The sequence below is a fragment of the Rhodococcus sp. JCM 9793 genome, assembly GCF_055380405.1.
On sequence record NZ_AP043721.1, the window covers coordinates 1543320 to 1568582 of the forward strand.

Here is a 25263-nt window from a genome sequence, read left to right on the forward strand (position 1 = left end):
AACGCTCCCTCGATGAGTTCGCGACCGTTCGGAAGTCACGATAGTGACAGGCGAACGCTGGAGGAGAATTCGATGGCCGACAGCTAAGCCGCCGTGGTCCTCGCGCACACGCGTGCAGGCACGGGGCCCCCGGCGACCATGGTGAACGGCGTCGCAAGCGGGAAGTCGTCGGAAAGCGATTCGACGCAGACAGCGCGAACGATGCCGGCGAGGGCCAGAGTGGCTTCGAGTATGGCGAAATGATCGCCGATACAGGTGCGTGGGCCACCACCGAAGGGCAGGTACTGCCACCGGCTGATCGTCGACCGTTCCCGATCGAACCGGTCCGGGTCGAACCGTTCAGGGTGGTCCCAGAGGACTGGATCATGGTGGAGCGCATAGATTCCCACGACCGCGTTGGTGCCCGCCGGGATCCGGTAGCCATCGACCTCGACATCCCGCATGGCCATGCGCGCGACCGTCGCTGCCGGCGGACATACCCGTAGTGCCTCATGGATCACTTGGACGGTGTACGGCAGTTGCGCAAGGTCGGACGCCTGCAAGTGACGATCGCCGACCTCGGCCGCCTCCGCTGCCACACGGTCCTGGACCTCGTGGTCGTGGCCGAGGGCCCACAGACTGTAGGCGAGAGTGGTCGCGGTGGTGTCGTGACCCGCGAAGAGGAAGGCGAACAACTCCTGGCGGATCGTCCGGTCGGTGAACTGTTCACCCGTCGCCGGGTCGGTGAGTTCGAAGAACAGCCGGATCAATTCCGCATCACCTCCGGAGTCGGTGCGCGCGGCGGCCATCGCGTCGTCGATCGCATCGGTGACGACTGCCATTGCCGTACGGAATCGGTGGCGGGCAGGTGTCGGCATCCAGGTCGGGGCACGGACAGGTTGCAGCGAGCGACGCGTGATGAACTGGACCGATCGAGTCAGTGGCGGCCCGAGATCGTCGGCGTGGTCGCTGAGATCGAGCCCGAACAGAGAATGCCCGAGTACCCGCAGAGTGAGCCTCCGAGTTTCCCGGCCGAGATCGATCGCGCCCGATGCGGCCCATCCGGCCGCCATGGACTGGGCGATTTCGGCCATGCGATCGGCGTACACGGCCACGTGCTTCTTGGTGAACAACGGCTGCAACGCACGCCGTTGGTCGAGCCACGGTTCGTGGGGGAGGTTGAACAGGTTGTCACCGGCCCACGTGCGCGTCTGAACATGGACGATCATCTCTTTGTCGAAGGCACCGTCGGCGCCCGCGAGAACGTCGTGGGCACCTTGCGGCGAGGTGATGATCGCGAGAGTCGGAGCCACACGCTTCGGGCCGAGATGCACGAGGACGACGGGTCCGTAGGCATCACGGATCTCCTCGGGCCCGGTGTGGAGTCTGCGTACAGTCCGGATGCGTTTGATGAGCGACATCGGCACATCGGGAGCGACGGGGAAATTCTGGGCCTGCTCGCTGGTCCTGGCCATTTTCTCAGTGTGAACCTATTCCGGTGGGTGTACCAGACCGGGCTCCCACCGGAACGGCAAACGTTTCTCACCGCGTGTCGCCGGAGCAAGCTGGACCGAAAGGTGACAACGTGAACCTTCTCGAAACAGAATGAGCGCCGGACGCAGGCTGCTGGCATTTGTCGGGGTGCCGGATACTGCTCCGCTGCACACAATTGAATGCGAGGGTGAACCACGAGGTTCATGTGGAGAGGAAGTCATGCCCGTACAGATCGCCACCGCCGCACCCGTCACTCACGCTGCTCTGCTGGGTTTGGGGGTGTACCGACCGCGTCGTGTCGTGCCCAATGCGGAGATCGTCGACCGGATCGACTCGTCGGACGAGTGGATCAAGACGCGGTCCGGCATCACGTCGCGTCGCTGGGCCGACGACGACGAGACGATCGTGTCGATGAGTGTCGCCGCGTCCCGTGACGCGCTGGCCGCGGCCGGCCTGGAGGCAGATCAGATCGATGCGGTGGTACTCGCCACGTCGTCACTGATGGTGCTGGGGCCGTCTGCGGGAGCTGTGGTCGCCACGGAACTGGGTATGGAGGACACCGCTGCCTACGACATATCGGCCGGATGTGCGGGGTTCTGCTATGCGCTCGGTAACGCCGCGGCCCTCGTTCGTGCCGGTCAGGCCAGAAATGTGCTGGTCATAGGAGTGGAACGGTTGTCCGATCTGCTCGAGCCGACCGACCGGACCTGCGCGTTCATCTTCGCGGATGGTGCCGGCGCGGCCGTGGTCGGTCCGTCCGAGTCGGAGGGGATCGGTCCGGTCGCGTGGGGTTCGGACGGAAGCCAGACCGACGCCATCAAGCAGGACAAAGACTTCATGAAGTACTTCGACGAGGTGGAAGAGGCAGCAGCGGGTGGTGCTCCCGCGGTGCGTCCGTACATCCGGATGAACGGGTCGGCGGTATTCCGCTGGGTGGTGAGTTTTCTGGGGAAGGCGTGCACCGACGCGTTGGAGAAATCCGGTGTACAAGCAGCCGACCTCGACGCTTTCGTCCCCCATCAGGCCAACAGTCGCATCACAGACGCGCTCATCAAGGGGCTGCACTTACCGGAGAGCATCGCGGTCGCGCGCGACATCGGAGAGACCGGCAACACCAGCGCCGCGTCGATCCCGATGGCGATGGAGCAGCTTCTCCGGTCCGGCGAATCCAAGCCGGGAGACACCGCGTTACTTGTCGGCTTCGGTGCCGGCCTTGCCTACGCCGGACAAGTCGTGCAGCTGCCCCCGATCGTCTAACTCGCCGTGGCTCTCGGGAGCGAGCAGGAGTGCCACGATCGGCACGGCAAGCAGGGCGACGCCGATACCGAACGCCGGGAACAACAGCGACAACACCGTCATGCCTTCGGGTGCCGGCGCATCGAGGTCGACGTGTGCGCTCATCCCGACCATGCCGGTGTAGTGCAGGGACACCACGCCGCACGCCAGCAACAGAGACGACGCCACGCGCACGTGCAGTTTCCCGGGCACTTCGAACATCCACATCGCGCCCGCCGACCCGACGATGCCGATGGCCGCAGACACGGCCACCATTCTCGGGTCGTGGTGGATGGTGCCCCGGATCCTGATCGCGGCCATGCCGCTGTAGTGCATGAGGACGATGGCCGTTCCCATCACTATCCCGCCGACGGTCAGCGATGCAGAGCGAGTGAGTCGCCGGGCGGCGGAGAGCCGAGCGTCCGAGATCAATAGTCCGAACAGGGTCGCCCCGACGGCAAGCACCACCGAGAACAGGGTGGCGCCGAGGTCGTAGCGGACGGGGGAGGTCGGCACGGAAAAACCCGACATGCCGATGAAGTGCATGAGCCAGATACCGACTCCGCCGATCGACAGGGCAGCCATCACGAGCCAGCAGACACCGGGGGCGCGCCCCGAGTACTTCCTGGACTGCTGGACGCAGCACAATCCGATGTAGCAACCGACGGCGGCTGTGACGAACGCCAGATACGGCACCCACAGTCCCATCGTGAAGTGCTGTTCGTGCGGCATCCGATCCCCTGTGTCCAGCTGCTGCACCTTTGCCGATGCAGCGGCCCGACCCTATCCCACACGCGGGGACTTACCCGACTGCTGAATGGCTACGGAGAAAGATGCCTCGTGGGCGTGTCGGCGAGTTCGCGGATCGCGGTAGCGAGCGGAGCCCACGCATGCTCGGGCAGGTCATGTCCGACTGCGGGAAGCAGCAGCGTGCGAGCCGCGGGGATCTTGGACGCGATGGTGCGGGCCGCCTTGGGGTCGATGAGAGGATCGTCTTCGCCGTGGACGATCAGGGCGGGGCACGCGATCTTGTCGATCGTCGGGCCGCTCCATTGTGCGCCGATCTGTCGACTCTGCGATTCCTGGTCGTGGACGCCGCTGTCGGGATTGTCTTCCAACCTTGCTCGAACCGACTTCTCGTCGAATGCGGCACGAGGTGACGACAGAAGCTCGGCAACGGCAAGCCCCGCCTCGATCGCACCCTCGCGCGTGTCGGGGAACTTCAGCTTTGCGAACTTGCCGAGTGTGCGCACCCGGATGAAGCGGAGTGTGCGCAGCCCCGTCACATCACCTGGGACAGCCGCGACCGTGGTGAGGGACCGGACCCGCTGCGGATGTCTGAGGGCGACGCGCTGGGCGACCGCACCACCGAGCGAGACTCCGAGCACGTGTGCCGAGCCCCAGCCGAGTGCGTCGAGCACTGCTGCGGCGTCGTCTGCCATGTTTTCGGCGGTATAGGCCTCACCACGCTTGCCCAACAACGCGGTGATCGGGTTTCGTGTGGACGTCGGCGGAAAGTGGGTCGACTCGCCGCCGTCCCGCTGGTCGTATCGCACGACGGCGAATCCCTGCTTCGCGAGCTCCCGAAAGAACCCGTCGGGCATCGACCAACGGTTGACGCCCAACCCGGTCGCGACCAGAAGTGGGTCTCCGTCGCGCTCGGGCATGAACTGGTCGAACGCGATGCGCACCGACCCGTTCTGTGCCCATTGTCGCGCTCCCCATGAATTGTCGGACGGCATCTTGACCCTTCCTAAACTGTGTTCGGTGAACTCAGTTTAGGATAGGGCAGAACGACGACGAGCGAAAGGGGCTCCGTGTGGCGAAGAAGGTGCAGCCGATCGTCTGGGACCGTGCCGATGGCACGCGCGGCCCGACCCCGTCGCACAGCAGGGATGACCTCGCCGCCGTTGCGATGGAGCTTGCGTCGGAAGGAGGCCTGCCGTCCGTTTCCACCCGCCGGATCGCTCAGAAACTCGGCGTCAGCCAATCGGCCGTGTATCGGTACGTTTCCGGCTCGGACGACATCTTCGACATCATGGTCGATGCCACGGTCGGCGAGATCGACCTCGACGTGCCCTTACGGGGCAAGCCGGTCGACGACCTCATTGCACTCGCCCGACGTGCGAAGATCGTCCACGTGAAATACCCGTGGCTGCTCGATCTGCCGGTCGAGTCGATGCGTATCGGGCCACGCACCATCGACTTTCTCGAGTACTCCCTCCGTGCAATGGCATCTGTCGACGTGCCCGGCCACGTGAAGATGCAGGCGATCGCGGTGCTGAATTCGCTTGTCCAGCAATTCGCTCGCGCCGAGGTGAGTGGGGGCGAGTCCCGGCAGGTGCGCCTCACTGCGCAGGTCGCGTACCTGCACAAGGTCTCCGAACAAGGAGACCACCCGTTCCTCTCGGAAGCGTTGACGCACCCAGGTGTCGACGACGCCCCCGGGGACATGTTCGATCAGGTGCTGCGCCGAGTCCTCGAGGGTGTGCTTGCGGGGGCCTGACGCCGGACGGACTTCCCGCTGGGCTGAAACATTGTGGTTGTCGCCACATCTGCTTCCTACTGTCGGATCATCCGACGAAGGGAAACGGCCAGAATGCAGTCGCTCGCTTGCCACGCCTGTGGCACCTGCGTGCTCGTCGCGAAATACAGCCCCGCGCATACGAGTATCCAGTGGACCGGATCATCCGAAGGGGCATGCCACGAACTCACGGCCGCGCGTGAGCTCGACCCTGCCGCATATCTCCTGCGCTGCGGGGCACTCGACCACACGGTAGATGTGGCGGTCGCGGAGGGAAGAATTCCTCAGACCACGCGGGTCGAACCGCACGTGAGGCCTCTCCCGTCCCAGAAATCCCTGCCTTCCGAGGAACACGCCACCGCTGCGCGGTGACTGCTGCTTGCGTTCAATCCCACTCAGCCCTGGAGGACTTCAATGACCATCGAGCAGGATCGCATCGAGATCCGCAATATCGAAGCCGGAAACAACCCCACTCGCTTCGCGCGTGGGTGGCACTGTATCGGCCTTGCCAAGAACTTCCGCGATGGAAAGCCGCACCAGATAGAGGTGTTCGGTACCAATCTGGTCGTCTTCGCCGACACCGAGGGCGAACTCCACGTCCTGGATGCCTACTGCCGGCACATGGGCGGCAATCTCGCCCGCGGCGAGATCAAGGGCGACACCATCGCCTGCCCGTTCCACGACTGGCGCTGGAACGGGGCCGGCAAGTGCGAAGCGATTCCGTACGCTCGACGCACGCCGAAGGTTGCGCGCACGAAGTCTTGGATCACGATGGAACGCAACGGCGTCCTGTTCGTGTGGCATTGCCCTCAGGGGACGACGCCACCGGAGAACGTGACCATTCCTGAGATCGACGGCTACGACGACGGCCAGTGGAGTGAGTGGACGTGGACGACCATCCACGTCGAGGGCTCGCACTGCCGCGAGATCGTCGACAACGTCGTCGACATGGCGCACTTCTTCTACGTGCACTACCAGATGCCCGAGTTCTTCAAGAACGTCTTCGAGGGCCATGTCGCGGGTCAGCACATGCGCTCCTACGGGCGCGACGATATCAAGACCGGTGTGCAGATGGACCTCCCTGAGGCCCAGACCGTTTCGGATGCGTTCTATTACGGTCCGTCTTTCATGCTCGACACGATCTACACCGTGGCGGAGGGAACGACCATCGAGTCGAAGCTCATCAACTGCCACTACCCGGTGACGACGAACTCGTTCGTGCTCCAGTTCGGCACCATCGTCAAGAAGGTCGAAGGTATGTCCGACGACCAGGCCGCGGAGATGGCGACGCTGTTCACCGATGGACTCGAAGAACAGTTCAAGCAGGACATCGAGATCTGGGAACACAAGTCGCGCATCGAGAATCCGCTCCTCACCGAGGAAGACGGCCCGGTGTATCAGCTGCGCCGCTGGTATCAGCAGTTCTACGTCGACGTCGAAGACGTGATGCCCGATATGACGCAGCGTTTCGAGTTCGAGGTCGACACGACCCGTGCCCGCGAGTCGTGGCAAAAAGAGGTCGAGGAGAACCTGGCTGCCAAGGAGTGACCTCGGTACCTTCCCGCCCTCATCGGGCGGGAAGGTGTCACTGGTCGCGGTTGCGCATCCCGTCGACGAACACGGTGATGATCGTGTGGGCGAGTTCCGCCATGGACTCGCCCGGTTTGCCGGGGTACCAGCGTGTCGCCTGCCAGAGGACGTCGTAGAGCATTTCTCGGAAGATGCCGGGGTCGATTTCGGAGCGCAGGGTGCCCTCGGCGACGCCGTCCGCGATGGTGTCGCGCCACGCATGTTGCATCTCGTCTGCGGTGTCGGCCATGCCGGCTGCCTCGAGACGTTCGCGCATGTAGTTGCCTTCTCGGCGCCAGATCGATGTTGCTCCGTGGTACTGCACGTTGGAGTCCAGGGCGATTTCGGCGAGTGCCTCGAGGCGTTCGATGGGTGACAGCGGGCGCGCGACCACCTCGCGGCAGCGACCCGAGATGTCGTCGATGTACTCCCGGATGAGCTCGGTGACGATGGCGTCCTTCGACGGGAAGTAGTGATAGAGAGCTCCGGAGTGGACGCCCACTGCAGCTGCGATGTCGCGGATCGTGGTGGCGTTGATGCCCTTTCGCGCGAAAATCTCGGCAGACCGATCCAGGATCTGTCTCCGGCGTTCCTGCGGATCCATTGCACCCTTTCTGCTGAGCGGCACCGACGTGCCCGGTGCATAGTGTGCCACATCTATTGATCAATTGATCAATGAGATTCCCTTTCACCCCAGGAGTATGAGTGACCACGTTCCATGCGACCACCGCAGTGTTGGCGGGGGAGACCGCGATCGTCACCGGCGCAGGTCAGGGTTACGAACTGCTCGACATTCTGTGAGCAAATGTGAACAAACATGATCGAATGTGTTCACAATGCGTGTGAAGCCGGCCGAGTGGGCGCACCCACAGGCTACATGTCGGACCCCTCTGCGAGCATGATCCTCGTGACGTACCGCAACCGTCCGGCCCGGCTCGGAGCCCTGCATCCGACGGCGGCCCTATCTGCGCAGGACCGCCGGATCGTGGCGGGCGACCATGGCCAGCAACACGATCCGGTGCGGGACCTCATCGAGGATCCGACCTCGAGGTGTCGCCGGTTCTACCGCCACAGCCATGCGCGCACTTGTGCGATGCGGCCGGTCACTGCCACCACGCAGGACGTACCTGAGCCGGAGGTCGTGTGATGGCTCGGTTCGAGATCCCGGACGGCTGGACCGCGCAGGCCTACAAGTTCGCGCTCGACCCGACCCCGGCGCAGGTGCGGGCGTTCCGCTCGCATGCCGGCGGGGCCCGTAAGGCGCACAACACGATGCTCGCGCTGGCGAAGGCGGTGATGAACCAGCGGCAGGCCGAACGCACCTACGGCATCGCCGAGGACGGATTGACACCCACATTGGGATGGTCGCTGCCGGGGCTGCGCAAGGAGTGGAACGCCCGCAAGGACCTGGTGGCGCCGTGGTGGGCGGAGAACTCGAAGGAGGCATACAACTCCGGGTTGGACGCTCTCGCTCGCGGCCTCGACGCGTGGTCGAAATCCCGTAAAGGCAAGCGGGCCGGGAAGACGATTGGGTTCCCTCGCTTCAAGTCCGCCCGGTCCCGCCGGTCGGTGCGGTTCACCACCGGCGCCATCCGAGTCGAGACGGACCGGCATCACGTCACCCTGCCCCGGTTGGGGCGGATCCACACCTGCGAGTCCACCCGGAAACTGGCCCGACGGATCGAGGCGGGCACCGCCCGCATCCTGTCCGCCACGTTGAGCGAGGATTCGCCCGGTCGGTGGCACGTCGCCTTTCAGGTCCTCGTGCACCGCGCGGTCGCGGTACCCGGCCACATCGGGGCGGGTGAGCCGGTGGTCGGTGTCGACGTCGGCGTGAAGGCCGACTCGCTGATCGTCGTTGCGACACCGGACGGACGCGAACTCGATCGGGTTCCGGCCCCGAAGTCCCTGACCGCCGCCCAGGACCGGCTGCGGGCGTTGCAACGTCGCCACGCCCGCCAGGTAGGCCCGTACGACCCGTCGACCAAGACGAAGCGGAAACCGTCGAAGCGGTGGGTGCGGCAGCAACGCCGGGTCGGCCGCACCCACGCGCATGCGGCGGCGGTGCGCCGCGATGTGCTGTACAAGGCCACCACCGAGTTGGCGCAGCGGCATGAAGTGATCACGGTGGAGACATTGAACGCCTCCGGGATGCGTTCGGCAGGTGGCAGTCGGAAGAAGGGCCTGAACCTGGCCCTGTCCGACGCGGCGTTGGCGCAGATCCGCCGGATGCTGTCGTACAAAACCACGTGGTACGGCTCGGTGCTGGTGGAGGCCCACCGGTACTTTCCCTCCAGCAAGACGTGTTCGGGATGTGGCAGGCGAAAACCAAACCTGACCCTCGCGGACCGAACGTATGTGTGCGACCACTGCGGCCTGACGATCGATCGTGATCGTAATGCCGCGATCAACCTCGCCCGCCTCGGCGAGACCCAGCGCACGGGTGCAACGGGGACCGGTACCGGGAGTAGCCTGGCCGCCACCGTTTCGGGTGGAGACGGACGTGGAGCCACGCGGGAGTCCGCGACTACGGAAGTGGTCAACGCAGCAGGCGATGAAGCGTCAACCCGGCACCAGCAGTCGCTGGGTGAGACCGGGACTGTCTCATCGGAAGGTGAGGCTGCCTGATGGCGAAGCAAACAGAGCATGTTCACGTTTGCTCACCAGAAGGCAACGGTATCGGTAGAGGAATCGCCTTGGCCCTCGCGGCTGCCGGGGCACGGGTCGCGGTGGTCGGCCGCACGTCGTCGACGATCACTGCGGTGGCCGACGAGATCGCTGCACGAGGAGGCCGGGCGGAGCCATTCGTCTGTGACGTGACGGACGGCGTCGCGGTCGACGAGCTCGTCGCGGAGGTGGTCGAGGAGTTCGGTGGGCTCACCGTGCTGGTGAACAACGCGATGGCTCCCGCACATGGGCGCCTGCTCGATGTGGACGAGGCGTCCTACCGCGGCGCCCTGGAATCGGGGCCGGTGGCGACGTGGCGGATGATGCGGGCATGTCATCCGCATCTGCGCGGGCGCGGTCGCATCGTCAACCTCGGCTCGGCGGCGGGGATTCGGTGGGATCCGTCGGGCACCGGGGCCTATGCCGCAGCGAAGGAAGCCGTGCGCGTGTTGACGCGGACCGCTGCCTGCGAGTGGGCCAGTGACGGCATTCGCGTCAATGCGATTCTGCCGCTGGCAAATTCTTCCACGATGGAGGAATGGTTCCGGCTCGAACCGGAGGCTGCGCAGGGATACCTCGCGACAGTGCCATTGGGCCGGTTGGGTGATCCCGAAACCGACATCGGGCCGGCGGTGGTGTTCCTGTGCAGTGACGCGTCGCGATATATCACCGGGCACACGTTGGCCGCAGACGGAGGTCAGGCGCTGGTGCGCTGATGCGCGCCGCGTGATCCCGTGTCGTGTTGCGACAGAGCGTTCCACACCGCTCGTGCTGCAACGCGGACCGGGGTGGCGAGCTGGACGACGTCCACGGTGCCGACGTCGCCCGTGACCGACAGCGCGCCGACACACGTGCGGCCGTTGCCGATCGGTGCGGCGATGCATGCGACACCCCGCATCGACTCCTCGCGCTCCTGTGCGATCTGTCGTTCGCGGATCTGGGCGATCTCACTGCGTAGTCGCGCCGACTCGGTGATGGGCATTCGGTCGGGGCCCGAGGGATCGAGTCGCGTGTGCGCGATCATGGCCTTGCCCAGTGCTGTGCGGTATGCGGGTTGGCGGCCGCCGACGCGTGAGGGGAGTGGAACCGACTCGCGTCCGACCTTGTCGAGATACCTCACATCATGGCCGTCGAGGACGGCCAGGTGTGCGACGAGTCCTGTGGCCGAATGTAGTTCGTGCAGGACGGGGTGTGCAGTGCGGTGGAGTTCGTCGTGGTGCTGCGCGAGTGCGCCCCACTCGAACATGCTGCGTCCCAACGCGTAGGTGCGTGCCTCTCGACGTACCCACCCTGCGTCGACCAGCTGGGTGAGGAGTCGATGGACCGACGATCGTGGCAGGCCGGTGCGCCCGGACAGCTCGGACAGAGTGAGGTGCCCGCCGCCTTGAAATTCGTCGAGGATGTCTGCCACCCGGTCGATGACTGCAGGGGGAGAGTCGTAATCTTTTCTCACGAAACCTCCGTTGATCAATCGATCAATCAATACGGCAGAACTGTATCAGCATCCCCCTTCCCGAGTGAAGAGAATTTGACCAACTCGTAATGAAATTCCTGTTCAGGCGCCTTTGGATGCGGCTATACGTGCCGACACGGCGCAGGCTGCCTCGCGGACGCGTCGGTCGAGATCGTCCGAGACCTGCTCGCGTGGGCCGGTCAGCGACAGAACCGCGATCTCGCCGTATCCTGCATCGAACGCCGCTGCAACGCAACGGATGTGGGATCCGCCGTCGGCGACGCCGTCGTTCCCCCCGCGGAAGGCGAGGGCTGCGGCGCCTTCGACCGTCTCTGCGGCGGGGCGCCTTTCGCCCGTGCGGGTGTGCAGGTTGGTGGACCAGCGTCCGCCGATCTTTTCGAGGTAGAGCAGGCTGTCGCTTTCGAGGACGGCGAGGTGGACGACGAGTCCGGTGTCGCGGCGCAGGTCGTACATCGCCGGGAGCGTTGCCCGATGGACTCGATCGTGCGCAACTGCGAGTGCGCCGAGTTCGACCAGTTTGGGCCCGAGGTAGTAGGTGGTTCCGTTGCGTCGGACCAAGTCCACCTTCACCAGTTGGAGCAGCATTCGATGAGCCGACGAGCGGGGGAAACCCGTGCGTCGGGCGAGTTCGGAGAGGGTCAGGCCCTCGGTGTCGCGGAACGGTTCGAGCAGGGCGGTGACTCGGCCCATGACGGTCTGTGGGCCTTCGAGTGCGGTCGTCACGAAGATCTCCTCGGGGGCTGATTCGTGGATTGATCGATTGATCAATGAAGAGGTACCGACGAATCTAGCGCCGTGGAAGCCGAATGGGAAGATGTGACGACAGATCTCCGAAAGAACGGGCAGATACGTCCCTGTCGAGAGAGTATCTGCCCGTTCAGTGCGCGTGTGCGCCCAGGAATCAGCCTGCCGGGATGAATGCCTTCAGCGGCTCCGACCCGGTCTGATCATGGCCCCAGTATGCGTCGGCGGTGATCTCTTCCGACGTGTAGTGCCGCTCGTCGACGAGCATTCCCTCGGTGCCGAACTCGAGATCCCACCCGCCCGGTGCACGGACGTAGAACGAGATCATCTTGTCGTTGGTATGACGACCCAGCGTCGACGAGATCGAAAAATCCATCCCGTTGACGCGATCGAGCGCCTGACCCACCGCGTCGAGGGTGTCGACCTCGGTCATCAGGTGCACCAGGCCGGGTTCCTCCGTCGGCGGCGCCGGGCACAGAGCGAGGGCGTGGTGCCGCTCGTTGATGCCGAGGAACCGCACCCGGTTCAGGCCCTCCTCGTCGAGCCGGATCGAGCCGCGAGGCAGGAAACCCAGTACCTGCGTATAAAATTCGTACGTCTCGTCGAAGTTCGTCGCCGGCAGCACCACGTGACCGAGGCCGAGGCCGCCCGTCACCCAGCGTCCGGCGAACGGCGTCACGACCGGGCTGTGATCGAGCACCGGACCGTAGAACACCTCGAGCCGCGTCCCGGCGGGGTCTTCGAAGGCGATCGCGCCCTCCGCATCGAGATAGGTCGCCTCCTTGCGCGACAACACCTCGACGGCACGCCCCGACTTCTCGACGGCCTCACGGACCCGCTCGAGAGCGAACTCGTCGCGCACCTCCCAGCCGACGGCCAGCGCCTTGTCCGAATCACCGGGCAGCACCGCGATGCGAGCGCGCCGCTCGTCGACCCGCGCGTACAGCGCATCGGGTTCAGGGCCGGAGCCGACCGCCATGCCCAGTCCGTCGATGAGGAGCTCGCGCCACCGCGGCACGTCCTGCGTCCGAATACGGAGGTAACCGAGACCTCTCAGTTCTGTCATAGCCAACTTCCTCGAAAGTGAAGGGAGATCAGATCATCGCGCGGTAGGCACCCTGCGGGTCGCCACCGAGCTGAGTGAGAGCTGCGGAATGGTAGATCATGCCGGGCACGTGGATGGCGTGGGTGAGACCGACGTGCGCGTCGCGCCAGAAACGCTGCATCGGTGTCTTGCGGTGCACGGCGGCACCTCCGGCTCGGGCGAAGATCTCGTCCATCGCGCGCACCGCACGCCACGCGGAGGAGATCTGGGTGCGGCGGCCGACGGCACGCTCCTCGAAGCTGATCTCGTCGCCGCGGTCCGTCTTGTCCCAGAACCGGTCGACGGTCTCGAGCAGCGTGACGCGTGCTGACTCGATCTCCGCCGCGGCCTCACTGATTGCGAAGAGAACGTACGGGTCTTCCTTGATCGGGACACCCGTGACCTGCACGCGCTCCTTCTGCGCTGCGATGTAGCAGGCCAGCGCCCCCTCGGTCATGCCGATCAGCGACGACGTGATACCCAGCGGAAAGATGTACGAGAACGGGAACTTGTACAGCGTCTCGTCGCGGCCCGCATGACGCCAGCCGTTGCCGCTGAGCACGATGTCGGCGTCGATCGTCCGGTAGTCGGGGATGAATGCGTCCGTGACGATCAGATCCTTGGACCCGGTGCCGCGCAGGCCGATGACATCCCAGCTGTCGGGGTCGATGTCGTAGTCGGAGCGGGGGAGCAGTACGTGCAGGACCTGGTCGGTGCGGTTGCCGTCCTTGTCGCCGACGGCCGCGCCGATCATGATCCAGCCGCAGTGGTCGGTGCCCGACGAGAACGCCCAGCGACCGTTGAGGACGTAACCGCCGTCGACCGGCACCGCGACACCCATGGGCGCGTACGGCGACGCCATCCACATGTCCCCGTCCTCGCCCCAGATTTCTTCTTGGGCGCGGGCGTCGAAGAACGTCAGCTCCCAGGGGTGAACGCCGACGATCCCCGCAACCCAGCCGGTCGCGCCGTCGAGCTTGCCGATGGCCATCACGGTTTCGGCGAACTCACGCGGGTGCGCTTCCTGACCGCCGTACTCCTTGGGCTGGAACATGCGGATGACGCCGGATTCGCGCAGGCGCTTCGCGGAGTTGTCGGGCAGGCGCATCAGCGTGTCGCCCACTGCGCCTTCGGCGCGGATCTCGTCCGCGTGCTGCATGATTCTGTCCAACGTGTGGCCCATGGGGAAACCTTCCTGGGACTCGAGAAGAGTGGCTTACGCATCTGGCCGGATGTGTCGGCTCGAACAGTCGCAGGAGTCGATGTGACGACGCTCCTGTATTTCCGTTGAACGGGACGTGCGACACATCGCGATCCGACGGCGGGTAGAACGGGGTTCGCCTTCGCATCGCTGCCCGCGATGTGCCCTCAGCCCGGACGGAGCGACATGACCGACACTGCAGAACTGGTGGCCTCGCTGCTCGAGCGCGTTCAGCTCCTCGAGGACAAAGCCGCGATTCAGGAAGTGCTGACGGCATACGGTCCCGCCGTCGATGCGGGCGACGCAGATGCCGTCGGTGAACTCTGGGCCGAGGACGCCGTATACGACATCGACATCCGCCTCATGGAAGGCCGTGACGCGATCACCGAGATGGTGCGTACCCGCCCCCACCAGGACTACATCAACGAAGGCTGTGGCCACCTCCTCGACCCCGTCCACATCCGTGTCGACGGCGACACCGCCGCCGCGACGTGCCACTCGCTGCTGCTTCGTCGCAACCTCGATTCCGACTCCTACCGAGTGTGGCGCGTGACCGCCAATCGCTTCGACCTCGCCCGCATCGACGGGAAATGGAAGATCAAGCGCCGTACCGCACGCGTCCTCAACGGCAGCGAGGAAGCCCGCGAACTGTTGGCGCGCGCGTCGCGCTGATCTCTTCTTGTCCGGTCCGACAGCCCTTGTATTGTCCGGTCCGGCAGCGCAGCGTCGGCGAACCTTCTAGATTGTGTGCATGGCGATGTGCATGGTCGGGATGGACGACGATGCCACGCTCCGCACCTGGACGACCGGATTGCGTAGATCCGCGCCTCCTGTAGTCCTGTTGCACGGTGGTCCCGGTATCCCCGATTATCTGCAAGCAGTCGCGCAGATGCTCGACGACGTCACCGTCGTCCACCGCTACGACCAGCGCGGAACGGGCGAGTCGGGCTGGGACGGCCTGCACACCCTTGCGCGACACGTCCACGACCTGAAGTGCCTGCTCGACGAGTGGGGGCACGAGCAGGTCGTGCTCGTGGGGCATTCCTACGGTTCGGATCTGGCCAGCTATTTCACACTCGCGCACCCCGAACGGGTCGTGCGGCTCGTCCACCTGGCCGGACCGTTCACCGGTAACTGGCGTGAGCCGTGCAAGGCGACAGAAGTGTCGCGGCGGACGTACACCCAGCAATCCAGGTTCGAAATCCTCGACGCCATGAAAGTCCGGTCCGAGGCCGAGGAGATCGAGTTCCTCGCCCTGTCCTGGTTCACCGACCACGCCGACCGACGTCGAGCGTGGCGGTGGGCGCTGGAGGCTGCGCGCATCCGGCGCCCGATCAACTACTCGATGAACAGTCAGTTGAGCGCGGACAAGAAAGCCGACCCCCTCGACGCCCGCATCGACGAACTGCGAGACGTGTTGCCGTCGGGGTCGATGATCATCGGCGGTGCAGGGGACCCACGACCAGCGGACGAACTGACGCGATTGGGTACGCGCCTCGAGTGCGATGTCGTGATCCTTCCGGAAACGGGGCACTTCCCCTGGCTGGAAGCGCCCGGAAGGTGCCGGTCGCTGCTGCGTTCGGCTGTCGAGGGCCCTCGTACATAGGAAGGATCGCCGGGTTCCGAGGCTCACCCCGGTGCGCTGAACACGTTCGCCGGGATCTCCGTACTGTGGAAGTGACGAGTAGTCGGGACCAACGGCAGGTGCACCATGGGAACGTTCAGCAAGCTCATCAAGACCGGTGTCGCGATCAAGGCCGTCCAGGTCATCAAACGTGAGGCATCGAAGCCGGAGAACCAGCGCAAGGCTCAGGAAATGCTCGCCAAGTTGCGTCAGCAACGTCCCGGCCCACGCTGAGTGATCAGGCCCGGTCGGCTGGGAGTTCGACGGTGAAGCGAGCTCCTCGGCCGGGCCCGTCGCTGTAGGCCGAGATCCGACCACCATGGGCGGTGACGAGTGCGCGGGCGATGGTCAGGCCGATGCCGCTGCCGCCGTGCCCGCGGTCGCGGGCGGTGTCCACTCGGTAGAAGCGGTCGAAGAGATGGTCGAGCTCGTCGTGCGCGAGGCCGTCGCCGGTGTCGGCGATGATGATCTGTGCGTGTCCGTGTTCGCCCGATCTGCTCGTGACCGTGACGGCGCCGCCCGCGGGAGTGTGCCGCAGGGCGTTGTCGAGCAGGTTTCCCAGCACCTGGCCGAGCCGGTCGGGGTCGACGGTCACGGCTGCGGAGTCCTCGAGGCGGGCATCCAAGGTGACACCCTTGTTCTCGAACTGCTCGCGGGCGGCGTGGACCGCGCTGGTGACGAGAGCGCCGGTGGCGGTCGATGTCGGTCGGATGCGGGTGAGGTGTTCCTCGGCGTGGGAGACCGCCGTGATGTCTTGAGCCAGCCGCTCGAGCCGGTTGGTGGCATCGCGCAGGACTTGCCGGGTGTCGTCGTCGAAAGTTCGGACTCCGTCGTCGAGGGCTTCGAGGTAGGAGTCGAGTGTGGTTACGGGAGTGCGCATTTCGTGTCCCAGGTCGGCCAGCATCCGGCTGCGCGTGTTCTCGGTCGCTTCGAGCCGGCGAGCGAGTTCGTTGACGCTGACAGCGAGTTCGTCGAATTCGCGACCCAGACCGTGGCTGTGGACGCGCGTGTCGTAGTGACCGTCGGCGATCTGCGCGGCGGACGTGGTCACCGCGGTGATCGAGCGTTGGACGCGTCGGGTGAGGTACCAACTCACGACCAGAGCCAGCAGCACCGCGATTGCGACTGCCAGGCCCCACGCGAGGACGATTGCCCAGGTGAAGGCTTCTTCGACGTGAGCTGCTTCGTTCGAATCGTGATCGATACCGGCCTGGCCGAGATGGTCACGGAAGATGCTCGGGGCGAGGGCGGAGGCGACGAGCCACGCGCTGACGGCGCATCCGACCACCACGACGGACAAGGCAACGAGCAGCCGGGTGCCGAAACTGAAACCGGCCAGGCCTCGCTTCGGGCGCGATTCATGCTCCGCTCGCGCGGTATTCATCGTCCGGTGCCCATCCTGTAGCCGACTCCGCGGACGGTGCGCACATAGCGACCGCGGGTGGCGTCGTCGCCGAGTTTGCGACGCAGATGGCCGATGTGGACGTCGACGAGGTGTTCGTCGCCAACCCAATTCGGGCCCCAGACCGCGCCGATCAACTGGGCACGGGTGATGACGATGCCTGGATCCTGCGACAAAGCGGCGAGGACGTCGAACTCGGTTCGTGTCAGCGACACCGGCACACCGTCGACGGTGACCTCCCGCCCCTCGACATCGATGGACAGGTCGCCGAATGTGCGGATCTGCCGGCTCCTGGCCGTGTCCGTGGTGCGTGGTCTTCGCATCATGGCCTGGATACGGGCTATCAACTCGCGGGGACCGAACGGCTTGGTCATGTAGTCGTCGGCGCCGACGGACAGCCCGATGAGGGTGTCGAGCTCCTCGGTGCGGGCGGTGAGCATCACGACGTAGGCGTCGGAGAAAGTTCGTAGTTGTCGGCACACCTCGACCCCGTCCAGGCTCGGCAGCCCCAGATCGAGGACGAGGACGTCCGGGTCGATCCGGCGGGCGAGTGCGATGGCCTCGGCGCCGTCGCCGGTGATCGTGGCCTCGAATCCGTCCCGTTCCAGGTACGACCCGATCAGGTTCGCCAACGCCGCTTCGTCTTCGACAACCATGGCCCGCAGTCCTGCGGGTGGGCGACTCCCAGGAGAAGCGTCGCTGTTGGGCACGGAAGTGTGGGACGTGGAAGCCATGATGTCCATCTTCGCCGCCTGGGCCGACGAAGACATGGCGGCCCGAGTTCTTGACCGAACCTTCATAGAAGCGCCACAGGAACGCAGAGGTGGCTGCGCGAAAGTGGTGGCATGTTCGATAGAGGAACCATCATGACCAAGAGAATCGTCGCCATCGGAGCTACCGCGGTGGCAGTGATCTTCGCCGCGTCGGCGTGCGGTGATTCCGACACCGGCACGAGCAGTGCGACGTCAAGCCCCACCTCGTCGGCCATCACCTCTGCAGAGGAGGCCACAGCTCACAACGAAGCCGACGTGTTGTTCGCCCAGATGATGCTCCCGCACCACGCGCAGGCGATCGAGATGAGCGACATGGTGTTGGGCAAAGAGGGCATCCCTGAGGCCGTGACGGCCCTGGCCGAACAGATCAAGGCAGCTCAGGGCCCGGAGATCGAACAGCTCGAATCGTGGCTCGAGCAGTGGGGACAGCCCACCCGGATGCCCGACGACATGCCGGGAATGGACCACGGCGCGGAAGCGATGGAAGGGATGATGAGCGAGGAGGACATGCAGGCGCTGTCCGAGGCGCAGGGCACCGAGGCCGCACACTTGTTCCTGACACAGATGATCGCGCACCACAAAGGTGCGGTCGACATGGCACAGACCGAGATCGAAGACGGACAATTCCCGGACGCGGTGGAGATGGCCCGTACAATTGTCGCTGCTCAGGAGCGCGAGATCGAGACCATGCGCCAGCTACTGACCACCTTGTGACCACAATTCGACGCACGCCGCGCGGTATCAGGGTCCCGGTGTGGACTCGGTGACGGTGTCGATGAGCCCGTAGTCGCGGGCCTGCTCTGCGGTCAGGATGCGTTGGTTGCGCATGTCGGCGGCGATCTCGTCGACAGAGCGTCCGCAGATGTGGGCGAGGCGCTCGTGCAGGGTCTGCAGGTGGCGCTGCTGGCGTTCGGTGTAGGCGGCTGCGTCGGCGGCGTAGCCGCTGTAACGGGTGCGAGGTTCTCGCAGGTGGAAGACCGTGTGCACGCCGGAGTCACGCCGGTCGGCGGCGGTCAGGAGTGCGACGCCCGCCCCGACCAGTTCGCCGAGGCAGATGGCGTGGATCTCCACTCCCATGAGATCGAGGACGTCGAGCAATGTCAGCGTCACTTCGAGATCGGCGTCGACATCGCACAACCACAGCTGCACGGGGTCGTCGCCGTCGGCGTCGAGGAGGGCCAACGCACCCGCCGCGTCGTTGGCTGCGTCGGTGTCGATCCGGCCGGTGAGTCTGACGATGCGCCGCTCGAGCAGACGCTCGGTCAGCGGATCGGGTCCGGTGACCGAGATGTGCACCGGTGCCGCCGGGAGTGGAGGCGGTGGAGGCGGTTGTGGTGGCGGGGGACGCTCGGGCTGCCAGGGGTTCGGAAACGGTTCTGGGGTCGGGGGGACCGGTGGTGGAGGCCAGATGGTCATGGTGGCTCCTCGTGGGTGCGGATCTGCCAATCGACGGTCCGCCCGACGGCGGCGGCGTATCGCTCGAGAGTGGACAGCCGGGCATCGAGTTCGCCGCGTTCGAGGCGCGCGATGGCGGACTGTGAAGTCCCCATCGCCGCCCCGATATCGGTCTGGGTCAGGCCGCTCTCGCGGCGGGCCGTCACGAGCTCCTCGATCAGTGCTCGCCGACGGTCTGCCAGTGCTTGCAAACCGGGAAATGCTGTCCGTCGGGCGGGACCGGTCATACCATCGATGGTATCTCGAAAACGAGATAGCGGATGTCGGCGTCAGACGCGCCGACGGTGGTGAATGGATCAGGCCTCGCCGGCCAGTTGTGCCGTGGTGACGGCGAACCCGGCAATGTACTCCTTGATCGGTCTGTAGAACTCGTAGGTCACGTCGTACTCCCCACACGCTCGCAGCGCGGAATAGGCGGCTACCCACGTCCGGACTTCGTGAGAGGAGTGTCCGGCTGCGGCATCCATCTCGTCGGCGGTGTATCGGTCGAAGTCCTCGACACGCCCGGACCGGCACACGTCGAGGAACGCCCGGTCCCATTCGGGATTGAGGTCCATGATCTCGGCCTCACCCGCTGCGAAGCGACGAGCGGTCTCGATCGTCCGGGCCTGCCGCGCCGCACGGGCCTCGGGAGGGGGATTCCTTCCCGACGTGAGGAATTCGCGTTGCGACGCGGTGGCGGTGGCGAACTGCGGGACCGGAGGGTCGTGCGAGAGGCCACCGGAACCGAGGAAGAGAACCCGCTTGTCGGTGCCCGCGAAGAAGTCGCCGACCGCATGCCCGAATGCGCGCACCCGCGACATCGGGACAAACGGTCGCGCAATCGAATTCACGAAGACCGGAAGGATCGGCCGGGCACCGGCATCTCCGCCGTGGAGGATCTCCATCGGCTGCACGGCACCATGATCTACTTCCATGTGCCTCGAGATGGCGACGTCGCTGCCGTGGTCGAGGACGAACTGCGCGAGGTCGGCCGCGACGTCTTCGGGGACGTCGAGATCGCCGGCGAACGAGTCGTAGTCGCCGGTCCCATGAGCCCGATAGCCGATGCAGAACGGCGGCATCAGGTCGTAGAAGAAGCCGTTGAAATGGTCGGGGCCGAAATTCACAACGAGTTCCGGATCGAACGCCTCGACGAAATCGCGTGCTCGCGCGAAGGCGTCATCTACGGCCGATTTCACCTCCGCGGGAGGGGTGGCATGGTCGAGCAGTGGGCTGTGGGACATGCACAGCAGAGCCTGGGTCATCGTCGGTGGCTCACTGTCCGGCACCGGTATGGCGGCGCAGGTAGTCGCCGACCACGGTGTTGAATTCGTCGGCCTTCTCCACCTGAGACCAGTGTCCGCACCGGCCGAAGATGTGGGCGTCCGAGGTCGGAATCGCGTTCAGCAGGTCCCACGTGCGGGAGAGCGGGGTGACGACGTCCTGAACGCCGTGGATGAGCAGCACGGGTATCTCCAGATGCGCGAGACGGTCGAAGTCGAGAGGCACCGCATGGCGGTCGCGGTCGCGTGCGGCGACGACGTCGGCGAGCCGGTCGGACGCGGTGTCGTTGAGCGCAGCTTTGTAGCGCAGTGATACGAGTTCGTCAGTTACCAGCGACTTGTCGACCACGAAGAGCTCGAGAGTCTTGCGGATGCCGGACTCGTTCAGCGTCGGGTTCGAATGTCCGGCCAAGGCTCCGGTCAGCTTCGCGCCGCCGGTTCCCATCGAGACGATACCGAGGAGGCGGTCGGGGTAGTCGAGTGCGAACTGGAATGCCAGCCAGCCCCCGAGCGAGTTGCCGACGATCCAGGTCTTCTCGATGCCGAGAGCGTCGAGGACACGCACTGCGTGCCGCACCCATTCCTTGATGCCGTAGGCGGTGTTCTCGGCGACGACGGTCTGTCCGTAGCCGATCGAGTCGATCGCGATGCAACGACCGTGCTCGGCCAGTGTCGGCAGGTTCAGCCACCAGTTGGAGGCTGCGGTGACACCTGTCCCTGATCCGTGCAGGAACAGAATCGATGTCCCGTGGCCTAGCTCGTGGTAATGGGTGAGCTCACCGTCGGCGGTGCGGAGCCACCTGTCCTCGAGTCCGAAGAACGGGTCGGTGGTGTAGGTGGGGATGTCGATAGTAGTCAAGGTTCACCTCAGGAAGTGTGTATCGCGTGCTCTAGTCGGACCGGACGGTTGAATCACTATTGAGATCAAGGTTTTTCGTCTCCTTACCGGCGGCTACGGAGATGATGGTGACGACACACGCGGCGATGAGATAGAGGCCCACCATCGAGTACTGTTCCCAACCGGCCGTGGCGACGTGGGTGCGGCCCAGCTCCCACAGTGCCGCCGCAATGAAGGGAGTGAACCCGCCGACGGTGGCACCGAGCTGGTAGGAGAGCCCAGCGCCGGTGTAACGCGCAGAAGTACTGAACATTTCGGAGATGTACGCCGCGAGCGGACCATACATCGATGCCTGCAGCAGCGAATTGCCCAGCAGGAATCCGACGAGTACAAGGATGATGCTGCCGCTACTGAGCAGCATGAGCAGCGGGTAGGCCATGATGATCGAGAGGACGCTTCCGGCGATCAGCACGCGCTTGCGTCCGAGCCGGTCGGACAAGTGCGCGAAGTATCCGATGCTGAAGATGTGGACAAGTGCGGCGGCGGCTTTGCAGAGGAGCACGGCGGTGGCGCTCATGCCGGTGTCGGTCGCCATCGAGATCGCGAACGTGGCCATGAAGGTTTGGAAGGCCAGCGCGGCGACCGCGGCGGTCGAGGCGAGCAACAGCGGCTTCCGGAACTTTCGGAAGATCGTGACGATCGCGAGTTCCGGTTTGGAGCCCTTCTGATCGTCGGCGCGCTTCTGCGCCTCCAGGAACAGGGGCGACTCTGTGATCTTCATGCGGATGAACAGGCCGACCATCACCAGCGCGGCGGACAGAATGAAGGGGATGCGCCAGCCCCAGCTCAGGAACTCGTCGCGCGGCAGTGCGCTGAAGGCCGCGAACACCAAGGTCGCCATGAGAGCGCCCGCAGGCCCACCCATGTTGGCGAACGACGCGGAGAACCCGCGCTTTTTTGCCGGCGAGTGTTCGAGCGCCATGAGCGCGGCACCGCCCCATTCGCCGCCGACCGCAAAACCCTGGACGATCCGCAGCAACACCAGGAGAATCGGCGCTGCAGCGCCGATCTGGGCGCTGGTCGGCAGTAGACCGATCAGGCATGACGCCGCACCCATCATCAACATCGTGGTCACGAGTGTGGCCTTGCGTCCGATGCGGTCGCCGAGTTGCCCGAAGATGATTCCGCCGATGGGACGAGCAAGATATCCCACGGCGAATGTGGCGAAGGATGCTGCGAGAGCGACTGCCGGACCCTGATTGCTGAAGAACAGGGGCCCGAAGACCAGGCTGGCGGCTGTGCCGTACAGCAGGAAGTCGTAGTATTCGATCGCAGAACCGAGAAAGCTCGACGCGAGGACTCGTCGGTGTTCTTGTTCGCGATCGATGGAAGTATCTTGAACTGCGTCTATGGTCATTTTCTTCAATCCTTAGGCAGGGGCAAGGAACAAGCCGAGGAGACTGCGGGCGTCTCGGATTTCTCGACGCCGATTCGATATGGATGGAGGATGAACACAGTGGAGCCGGGACGCGACCGCCGGGACATCGACTCCCGACTTCTGCGTACGTTCGTCGCGGTGGCGCAGGAATCCAGCTTCACGCGAGCGGCTGTCCGACTCGGACTGACACAACAGGCGGTCAGCGGTCACATCAAAAGCCTCGAACGTGTCCTCGGAGCCCCGTTGTTCTCGAGGCAGAGCTCCGGTGTGGTGCTGACTCCGGCCGGCACCAGCATCGTGTCCTACGCCGAGCAGGTGATCGCGGCGACGGAAGCCCTTTTCGAGCGGGCGACCGGATTGGACCGACCGATTCGGCTGGCAGAGATTCGCAACCGCAAGATGATGCAAGAGATCTGGCGTGAACATCGTCAGCGTCGTCCGAACGACAAGGTCAGCTTCACCGACCTGACCGGCGATGAGCAGATCTCCGCGTTGATTCGTGGTGAGATCGACGTGGCGATGCATTCCGTCACGCGTGTGGAGCCGAGCATCCGAACGACTCTGCTGCGACTCGACCCGGTCAAGTGCTTCCATCTCCGTGAGATCGACACTCCCACATTGCGCGGTCACCGCATCGGCTACACGGCTGTGGGACGGCACTTTTCGAGCTGGCAGAGATTCTGCATGCATCTCGCCCCGGTGTTCGGAGCCGAACTCGAACTCCTCCCGCACGACATCACGATGCTGGAGGCAATCGGTCAGCAGATGATTCAAGGCGATGTACCTCCTGTTCTCGTGCTCGAAGGAATGGAGCAGTACGCCGAGGCCGACCACTTCTTCTTCCAATATTTCGTCGACGTCCAGCCGTACTACCCGTGGGCGATCTCGATCCGGCGCGACGAGGCACGGCCGGAAGTTCTCGCGTTCTATGCAACGGCTCTGGAAGTCCGCTCCGCGAAACGCTGGGACCGGCCGATCCGCCCCGGTATTCCTCAGTGGCTTCCCCCGGGCATGACCGACGACGTGACGTCGCAATTCGACGACCTGCCCGATTTCACGCTGTTCCCCGAATAGGTGAGGGCGGGGAGCTACCCCACCTGGTCTCGGCAACTGGCCACGGACGCTTCCAGGCCCACCAGTCGACGCATCCGGCCGAGGTGCTTGGGCTGGTCTATCAGGAGGGCTCCGGAGATCTTGTCTACCGAACCGTACGCTCCGACGAAGCTCATGGCGTCCAACGATCCGTGAACGGACGTCAGCATCGATTCCGGATCAGCGTGGCCCAACACCTGTAGTTTGTGGGTGTATTGATCGGACCAGAAGTAGTCGGGTAGCGCCACCGGAACGGCGGACTTACCGACGATGTCTCGGGCCACGGACCTGGCGTGGGCGAGCGCGGCAGCCCAGTGGCCCTTCGAACCCTGCACGACGTCGCCTGCTGCCCACATATGGGCATTCGCACGCCCCTGCGGGGAAACTGCCACACCACGCGGGTCGTACACGTCCGCGCCCCGGAGCCACTCGACGTGGGGCCGCACCCCCACCGCGACGAGAACGGCATCCGCGGCGATGGTGGCGCCGTCGGCGAGTCGAACTCCCGCGACCGAGTGCTCGCCGAGCAGGGCTTCGACATCACTGAAAGGACGCACGTCGACGCCGTGACCCTCGTGCAGCGCCGCCACAGCAGCCCCGACGTCACTTCCCAATACGGTTGTGAGAGGGTGCGCTTCGCGCAGCACCATGGTGACGGAGATACCCAGAGTGCGGGCGGTCGCGGCCACCTCGGTTCCGACGAACCCCCCGCCGATCACTACGAGAGAGTCGATGTCCTGCAGCGTCTTCCGTAGGGACTCGGCGTCCGCCAGGGTGCGAAGCTCGTGGACGCCGGCGAGCTGCCGGAACCACGGTGGCCGGATGCATCCGGCGCCGGTCGCCGCGACCAGGTTGTCGAAGTTCAGCGAGTCGCCGGAGTCCATTGTGACGATCCGGCGGTCCGCATCGACGCTCTGGACCTTCGTGCCCAGTACGAGATCGATTCCCTGATCACTGATGTCGGAATCGGAGCACAGTGATATCGACTCGGCCGAGTCCTTCCCCGACAGGAAGCCCTTGGACAGTGGGGGCCGATCGTACGGCTTCTCGGGCTCGTCGCCGATGAGCGTGATCGAACCGTCGTAGCCTTCCTTGCGCAGATCGGAGGCGGTGCGGATCCCCGCCAGGGACGCACCCACGATGACGGTGCCCTCAGGCATGGTCGGCGCTCGCCTTCATCTTGATTGCGAGGGCGGGGCATGCGTCCGCGGCGTCGCGGATCTCTGCGTCGGACGCGTGTGCGGCCGTGGGGAGAACGACAGCCTTACCGTGATCGTCCATCTCGAAGACGTCGGGGGCAAGGATCGTGCAGATCGCGTGACCGGCGCATTTGGCGCGGTCGATGTGGATTTCCATGGGTGTCCA

At 64.9% G+C, this 25263-nt stretch carries 29 protein-coding genes; 12 read left to right on the forward strand and 17 right to left on the reverse strand.

Annotation, left to right across the window (positions count from 1 at the left end; translation table 11 throughout):
- Positions 1–83: 83 nt before the first annotated feature.
- The gene (locus ACZ46K_RS09435; protein ID WP_464747843.1) at positions 84–1454 is read right to left on the reverse strand and encodes a cytochrome P450; all 1371 of its coding nucleotides are present in this window, start codon (positions 1452–1454) and stop codon (positions 84–86) included.
- Between the two features lie 238 nt (positions 1455–1692).
- Here ACZ46K_RS09435 and ACZ46K_RS09440 point away from each other — a divergent pair, with 238 nt between their 5' ends.
- Positions 1693–2730, forward strand: a complete 1038-nt coding sequence (locus ACZ46K_RS09440) for a beta-ketoacyl-ACP synthase III (RefSeq protein WP_054806133.1) — start codon at positions 1693–1695, stop codon at positions 2728–2730.
- Here ACZ46K_RS09440 and ACZ46K_RS09445 read toward each other — a convergent pair.
- Both ACZ46K_RS09445 and ACZ46K_RS09450 read right to left on the reverse strand, forming a co-directional pair.
- The gene (locus ACZ46K_RS09445; RefSeq protein WP_054806138.1) at positions 2662–3480 is read right to left on the reverse strand and encodes an MHYT domain-containing protein; all 819 of its coding nucleotides are present in this window, start codon (positions 3478–3480) and stop codon (positions 2662–2664) included. The genes ACZ46K_RS09440 and ACZ46K_RS09445 overlap by 69 nt on opposite strands.
- Before the next feature lie 89 nt (positions 3481–3569).
- A complete protein-coding gene (locus tag ACZ46K_RS09450; RefSeq protein WP_464747845.1) occupies positions 3570–4490 on the reverse strand; it encodes an alpha/beta fold hydrolase in 921 nt (306 codons plus the stop codon).
- A gap of 77 nt (positions 4491–4567) precedes the next feature.
- On the opposite strand from ACZ46K_RS09450, the gene ACZ46K_RS09455 reads away from it, so the two are divergent.
- The 3 genes from ACZ46K_RS09455 (at position 4568) to ACZ46K_RS09465 (ending at position 6820) form a co-directional block, all read left to right on the forward strand.
- On the forward strand, positions 4568–5254 hold the full coding sequence (locus ACZ46K_RS09455) for a TetR/AcrR family transcriptional regulator (protein ID WP_054806134.1): 687 nt from the start codon (positions 4568–4570) through the stop codon (positions 5252–5254).
- A 93-nt stretch (positions 5255–5347) separates the two neighbouring features.
- Positions 5348–5644: a hypothetical protein gene (locus tag ACZ46K_RS09460; RefSeq protein WP_054806135.1), complete on the forward strand. Its 297-nt coding sequence runs from the start codon at positions 5348–5350 to the stop codon at positions 5642–5644.
- A gap of 42 nt (positions 5645–5686) precedes the next feature.
- Positions 5687–6820, forward strand: a complete 1134-nt coding sequence (locus ACZ46K_RS09465; protein ID WP_054806136.1) for a Rieske 2Fe-2S domain-containing protein — start codon at positions 5687–5689, stop codon at positions 6818–6820.
- 37 nt (positions 6821–6857) lie between these two features.
- On the opposite strand, the gene ACZ46K_RS09470 is transcribed toward ACZ46K_RS09465, so the two are convergent.
- On the reverse strand, positions 6858–7445 hold the full coding sequence (locus ACZ46K_RS09470) for a TetR/AcrR family transcriptional regulator (RefSeq protein ID WP_464747848.1): 588 nt from the start codon (positions 7443–7445) through the stop codon (positions 6858–6860).
- 273 nt (positions 7446–7718) lie between these two features.
- On the opposite strand from ACZ46K_RS09470, the gene ACZ46K_RS09475 reads away from it, so the two are divergent.
- Genes ACZ46K_RS09475 through ACZ46K_RS09485 form a run of 3 tightly spaced genes read left to right on the forward strand, consistent with a single transcriptional unit; the run spans position 7719 to position 10224 of the window.
- Positions 7719–7988: a recombinase family protein gene (locus ACZ46K_RS09475; protein ID WP_464747850.1), complete on the forward strand. Its 270-nt coding sequence runs from the start codon at positions 7719–7721 to the stop codon at positions 7986–7988.
- Positions 7988–9469 (forward strand): IS607 family element RNA-guided endonuclease TnpB, encoded by a 1482-nt coding sequence (tnpB, locus tag ACZ46K_RS09480; RefSeq protein WP_464747852.1) that lies wholly within the window; start codon positions 7988–7990, stop codon positions 9467–9469. Before ACZ46K_RS09475 ends, tnpB begins: the two co-directional genes overlap by 1 nt.
- Entirely contained in the window at positions 9469–10224 is a 756-nt protein-coding gene (locus ACZ46K_RS09485; protein WP_054810294.1) for an SDR family oxidoreductase, read from the forward strand. Before tnpB ends, ACZ46K_RS09485 begins: the two co-directional genes overlap by 1 nt.
- On the opposite strand, the gene ACZ46K_RS09490 is transcribed toward ACZ46K_RS09485, so the two are convergent.
- The 4 genes from ACZ46K_RS09490 to ACZ46K_RS09505 form a co-directional block, all read right to left on the reverse strand.
- On the reverse strand, positions 10206–10961 hold the full coding sequence (locus ACZ46K_RS09490) for an IclR family transcriptional regulator (RefSeq protein WP_054806262.1): 756 nt from the start codon (positions 10959–10961) through the stop codon (positions 10206–10208). The genes ACZ46K_RS09485 and ACZ46K_RS09490 overlap by 19 nt on opposite strands.
- Before the next feature lie 102 nt (positions 10962–11063).
- Complete coding sequence (locus ACZ46K_RS09495) at positions 11064–11705, reverse strand: IclR family transcriptional regulator (protein ID WP_464747855.1); 642 nt, start codon at positions 11703–11705, stop codon at positions 11064–11066.
- A 178-nt stretch (positions 11706–11883) separates the two neighbouring features.
- Positions 11884–12792: a biphenyl-2,3-diol 1,2-dioxygenase gene (gene bphC / locus ACZ46K_RS09500; protein WP_464747857.1), complete on the reverse strand. Its 909-nt coding sequence runs from the start codon at positions 12790–12792 to the stop codon at positions 11884–11886.
- 28 nt (positions 12793–12820) lie between these two features.
- Positions 12821–13993 carry an acyl-CoA dehydrogenase family protein gene (locus tag ACZ46K_RS09505; protein WP_464747858.1) on the reverse strand — a complete coding sequence of 391 codons (1173 nt, stop codon included), beginning with the start codon at positions 13991–13993 and terminating at the stop codon, positions 12821–12823.
- A 204-nt stretch (positions 13994–14197) separates the two neighbouring features.
- On the opposite strand from ACZ46K_RS09505, the gene ACZ46K_RS09510 reads away from it, so the two are divergent.
- The 3 genes from ACZ46K_RS09510 to ACZ46K_RS09520 all read left to right on the forward strand — a co-directional run bounded on the left by ACZ46K_RS09510 (position 14198) and on the right by ACZ46K_RS09520 (position 15869).
- Positions 14198–14683, forward strand: a complete 486-nt coding sequence (locus ACZ46K_RS09510) for a nuclear transport factor 2 family protein (protein WP_054810295.1) — start codon at positions 14198–14200, stop codon at positions 14681–14683.
- A gap of 79 nt (positions 14684–14762) precedes the next feature.
- A complete protein-coding gene (locus tag ACZ46K_RS09515) occupies positions 14763–15617 on the forward strand; it encodes an alpha/beta fold hydrolase (protein ID WP_464747860.1) in 855 nt (284 codons plus the stop codon).
- A gap of 105 nt (positions 15618–15722) precedes the next feature.
- Positions 15723–15869, forward strand: coding sequence for a hypothetical protein (locus tag ACZ46K_RS09520; RefSeq protein ID WP_464747862.1), 147 nt, complete (start codon positions 15723–15725; stop codon positions 15867–15869).
- 4 nt (positions 15870–15873) lie between these two features.
- On the opposite strand, the gene ACZ46K_RS09525 is transcribed toward ACZ46K_RS09520, so the two are convergent.
- Both ACZ46K_RS09525 and ACZ46K_RS09530 read right to left on the reverse strand, forming a co-directional pair.
- Positions 15874–17019, reverse strand: a complete 1146-nt coding sequence (locus tag ACZ46K_RS09525) for a sensor histidine kinase (protein WP_464747863.1) — start codon at positions 17017–17019, stop codon at positions 15874–15876.
- Positions 17016–17693, reverse strand: a complete 678-nt coding sequence (locus ACZ46K_RS09530; RefSeq protein WP_464747864.1) for a winged helix-turn-helix domain-containing protein — start codon at positions 17691–17693, stop codon at positions 17016–17018. Before ACZ46K_RS09530 ends, ACZ46K_RS09525 begins: the two co-directional genes overlap by 4 nt.
- A gap of 210 nt (positions 17694–17903) precedes the next feature.
- Between ACZ46K_RS09530 and ACZ46K_RS09535 the strand changes: the two genes are divergently transcribed.
- Positions 17904–18524: a DUF305 domain-containing protein gene (locus tag ACZ46K_RS09535; protein WP_464747865.1), complete on the forward strand. Its 621-nt coding sequence runs from the start codon at positions 17904–17906 to the stop codon at positions 18522–18524.
- A 27-nt stretch (positions 18525–18551) separates the two neighbouring features.
- On the opposite strand, the gene ACZ46K_RS09540 is transcribed toward ACZ46K_RS09535, so the two are convergent.
- From ACZ46K_RS09540 to ACZ46K_RS09560, 5 genes are all read right to left on the reverse strand, one after another.
- Complete coding sequence (locus ACZ46K_RS09540) at positions 18552–19226, reverse strand: ATP-dependent Clp protease proteolytic subunit (protein ID WP_464747866.1); 675 nt, start codon at positions 19224–19226, stop codon at positions 18552–18554.
- Positions 19223–19492: a helix-turn-helix domain-containing protein gene (locus ACZ46K_RS09545; protein WP_054806266.1), complete on the reverse strand. Its 270-nt coding sequence runs from the start codon at positions 19490–19492 to the stop codon at positions 19223–19225. Before ACZ46K_RS09545 ends, ACZ46K_RS09540 begins: the two co-directional genes overlap by 4 nt.
- A gap of 69 nt (positions 19493–19561) precedes the next feature.
- Positions 19562–20512, reverse strand: coding sequence for a 3-carboxyethylcatechol 2,3-dioxygenase (locus ACZ46K_RS09550; protein WP_464747868.1), 951 nt, complete (start codon positions 20510–20512; stop codon positions 19562–19564).
- Between the two features lie 10 nt (positions 20513–20522).
- A complete protein-coding gene (locus ACZ46K_RS09555; RefSeq protein WP_054806268.1) occupies positions 20523–21389 on the reverse strand; it encodes an alpha/beta fold hydrolase in 867 nt (288 codons plus the stop codon).
- A gap of 31 nt (positions 21390–21420) precedes the next feature.
- Complete coding sequence (locus ACZ46K_RS09560; protein ID WP_054806269.1) at positions 21421–22785, reverse strand: MFS transporter; 1365 nt, start codon at positions 22783–22785, stop codon at positions 21421–21423.
- Between the two features lie 90 nt (positions 22786–22875).
- Between ACZ46K_RS09560 and ACZ46K_RS09565 the strand changes: the two genes are divergently transcribed.
- A complete protein-coding gene (locus ACZ46K_RS09565) occupies positions 22876–23880 on the forward strand; it encodes a LysR family transcriptional regulator (protein ID WP_054806270.1) in 1005 nt (334 codons plus the stop codon).
- Positions 23881–23894: 14 nt separating this feature from the next.
- Here the strand turns inward: ACZ46K_RS09565 and ACZ46K_RS09570 are convergent, their stop codons facing one another.
- Together ACZ46K_RS09570 and ACZ46K_RS09575 are read right to left on the reverse strand one after the other, a co-directional pair.
- Positions 23895–25058, reverse strand: coding sequence for an NAD(P)/FAD-dependent oxidoreductase (locus ACZ46K_RS09570; RefSeq protein ID WP_464747869.1), 1164 nt, complete (start codon positions 25056–25058; stop codon positions 23895–23897).
- Entirely contained in the window at positions 25051–25254 is a 204-nt protein-coding gene (locus ACZ46K_RS09575; protein ID WP_054811057.1) for a ferredoxin, read from the reverse strand. Before ACZ46K_RS09575 ends, ACZ46K_RS09570 begins: the two co-directional genes overlap by 8 nt.
- Positions 25255–25263 lie beyond the last annotated feature (9 nt).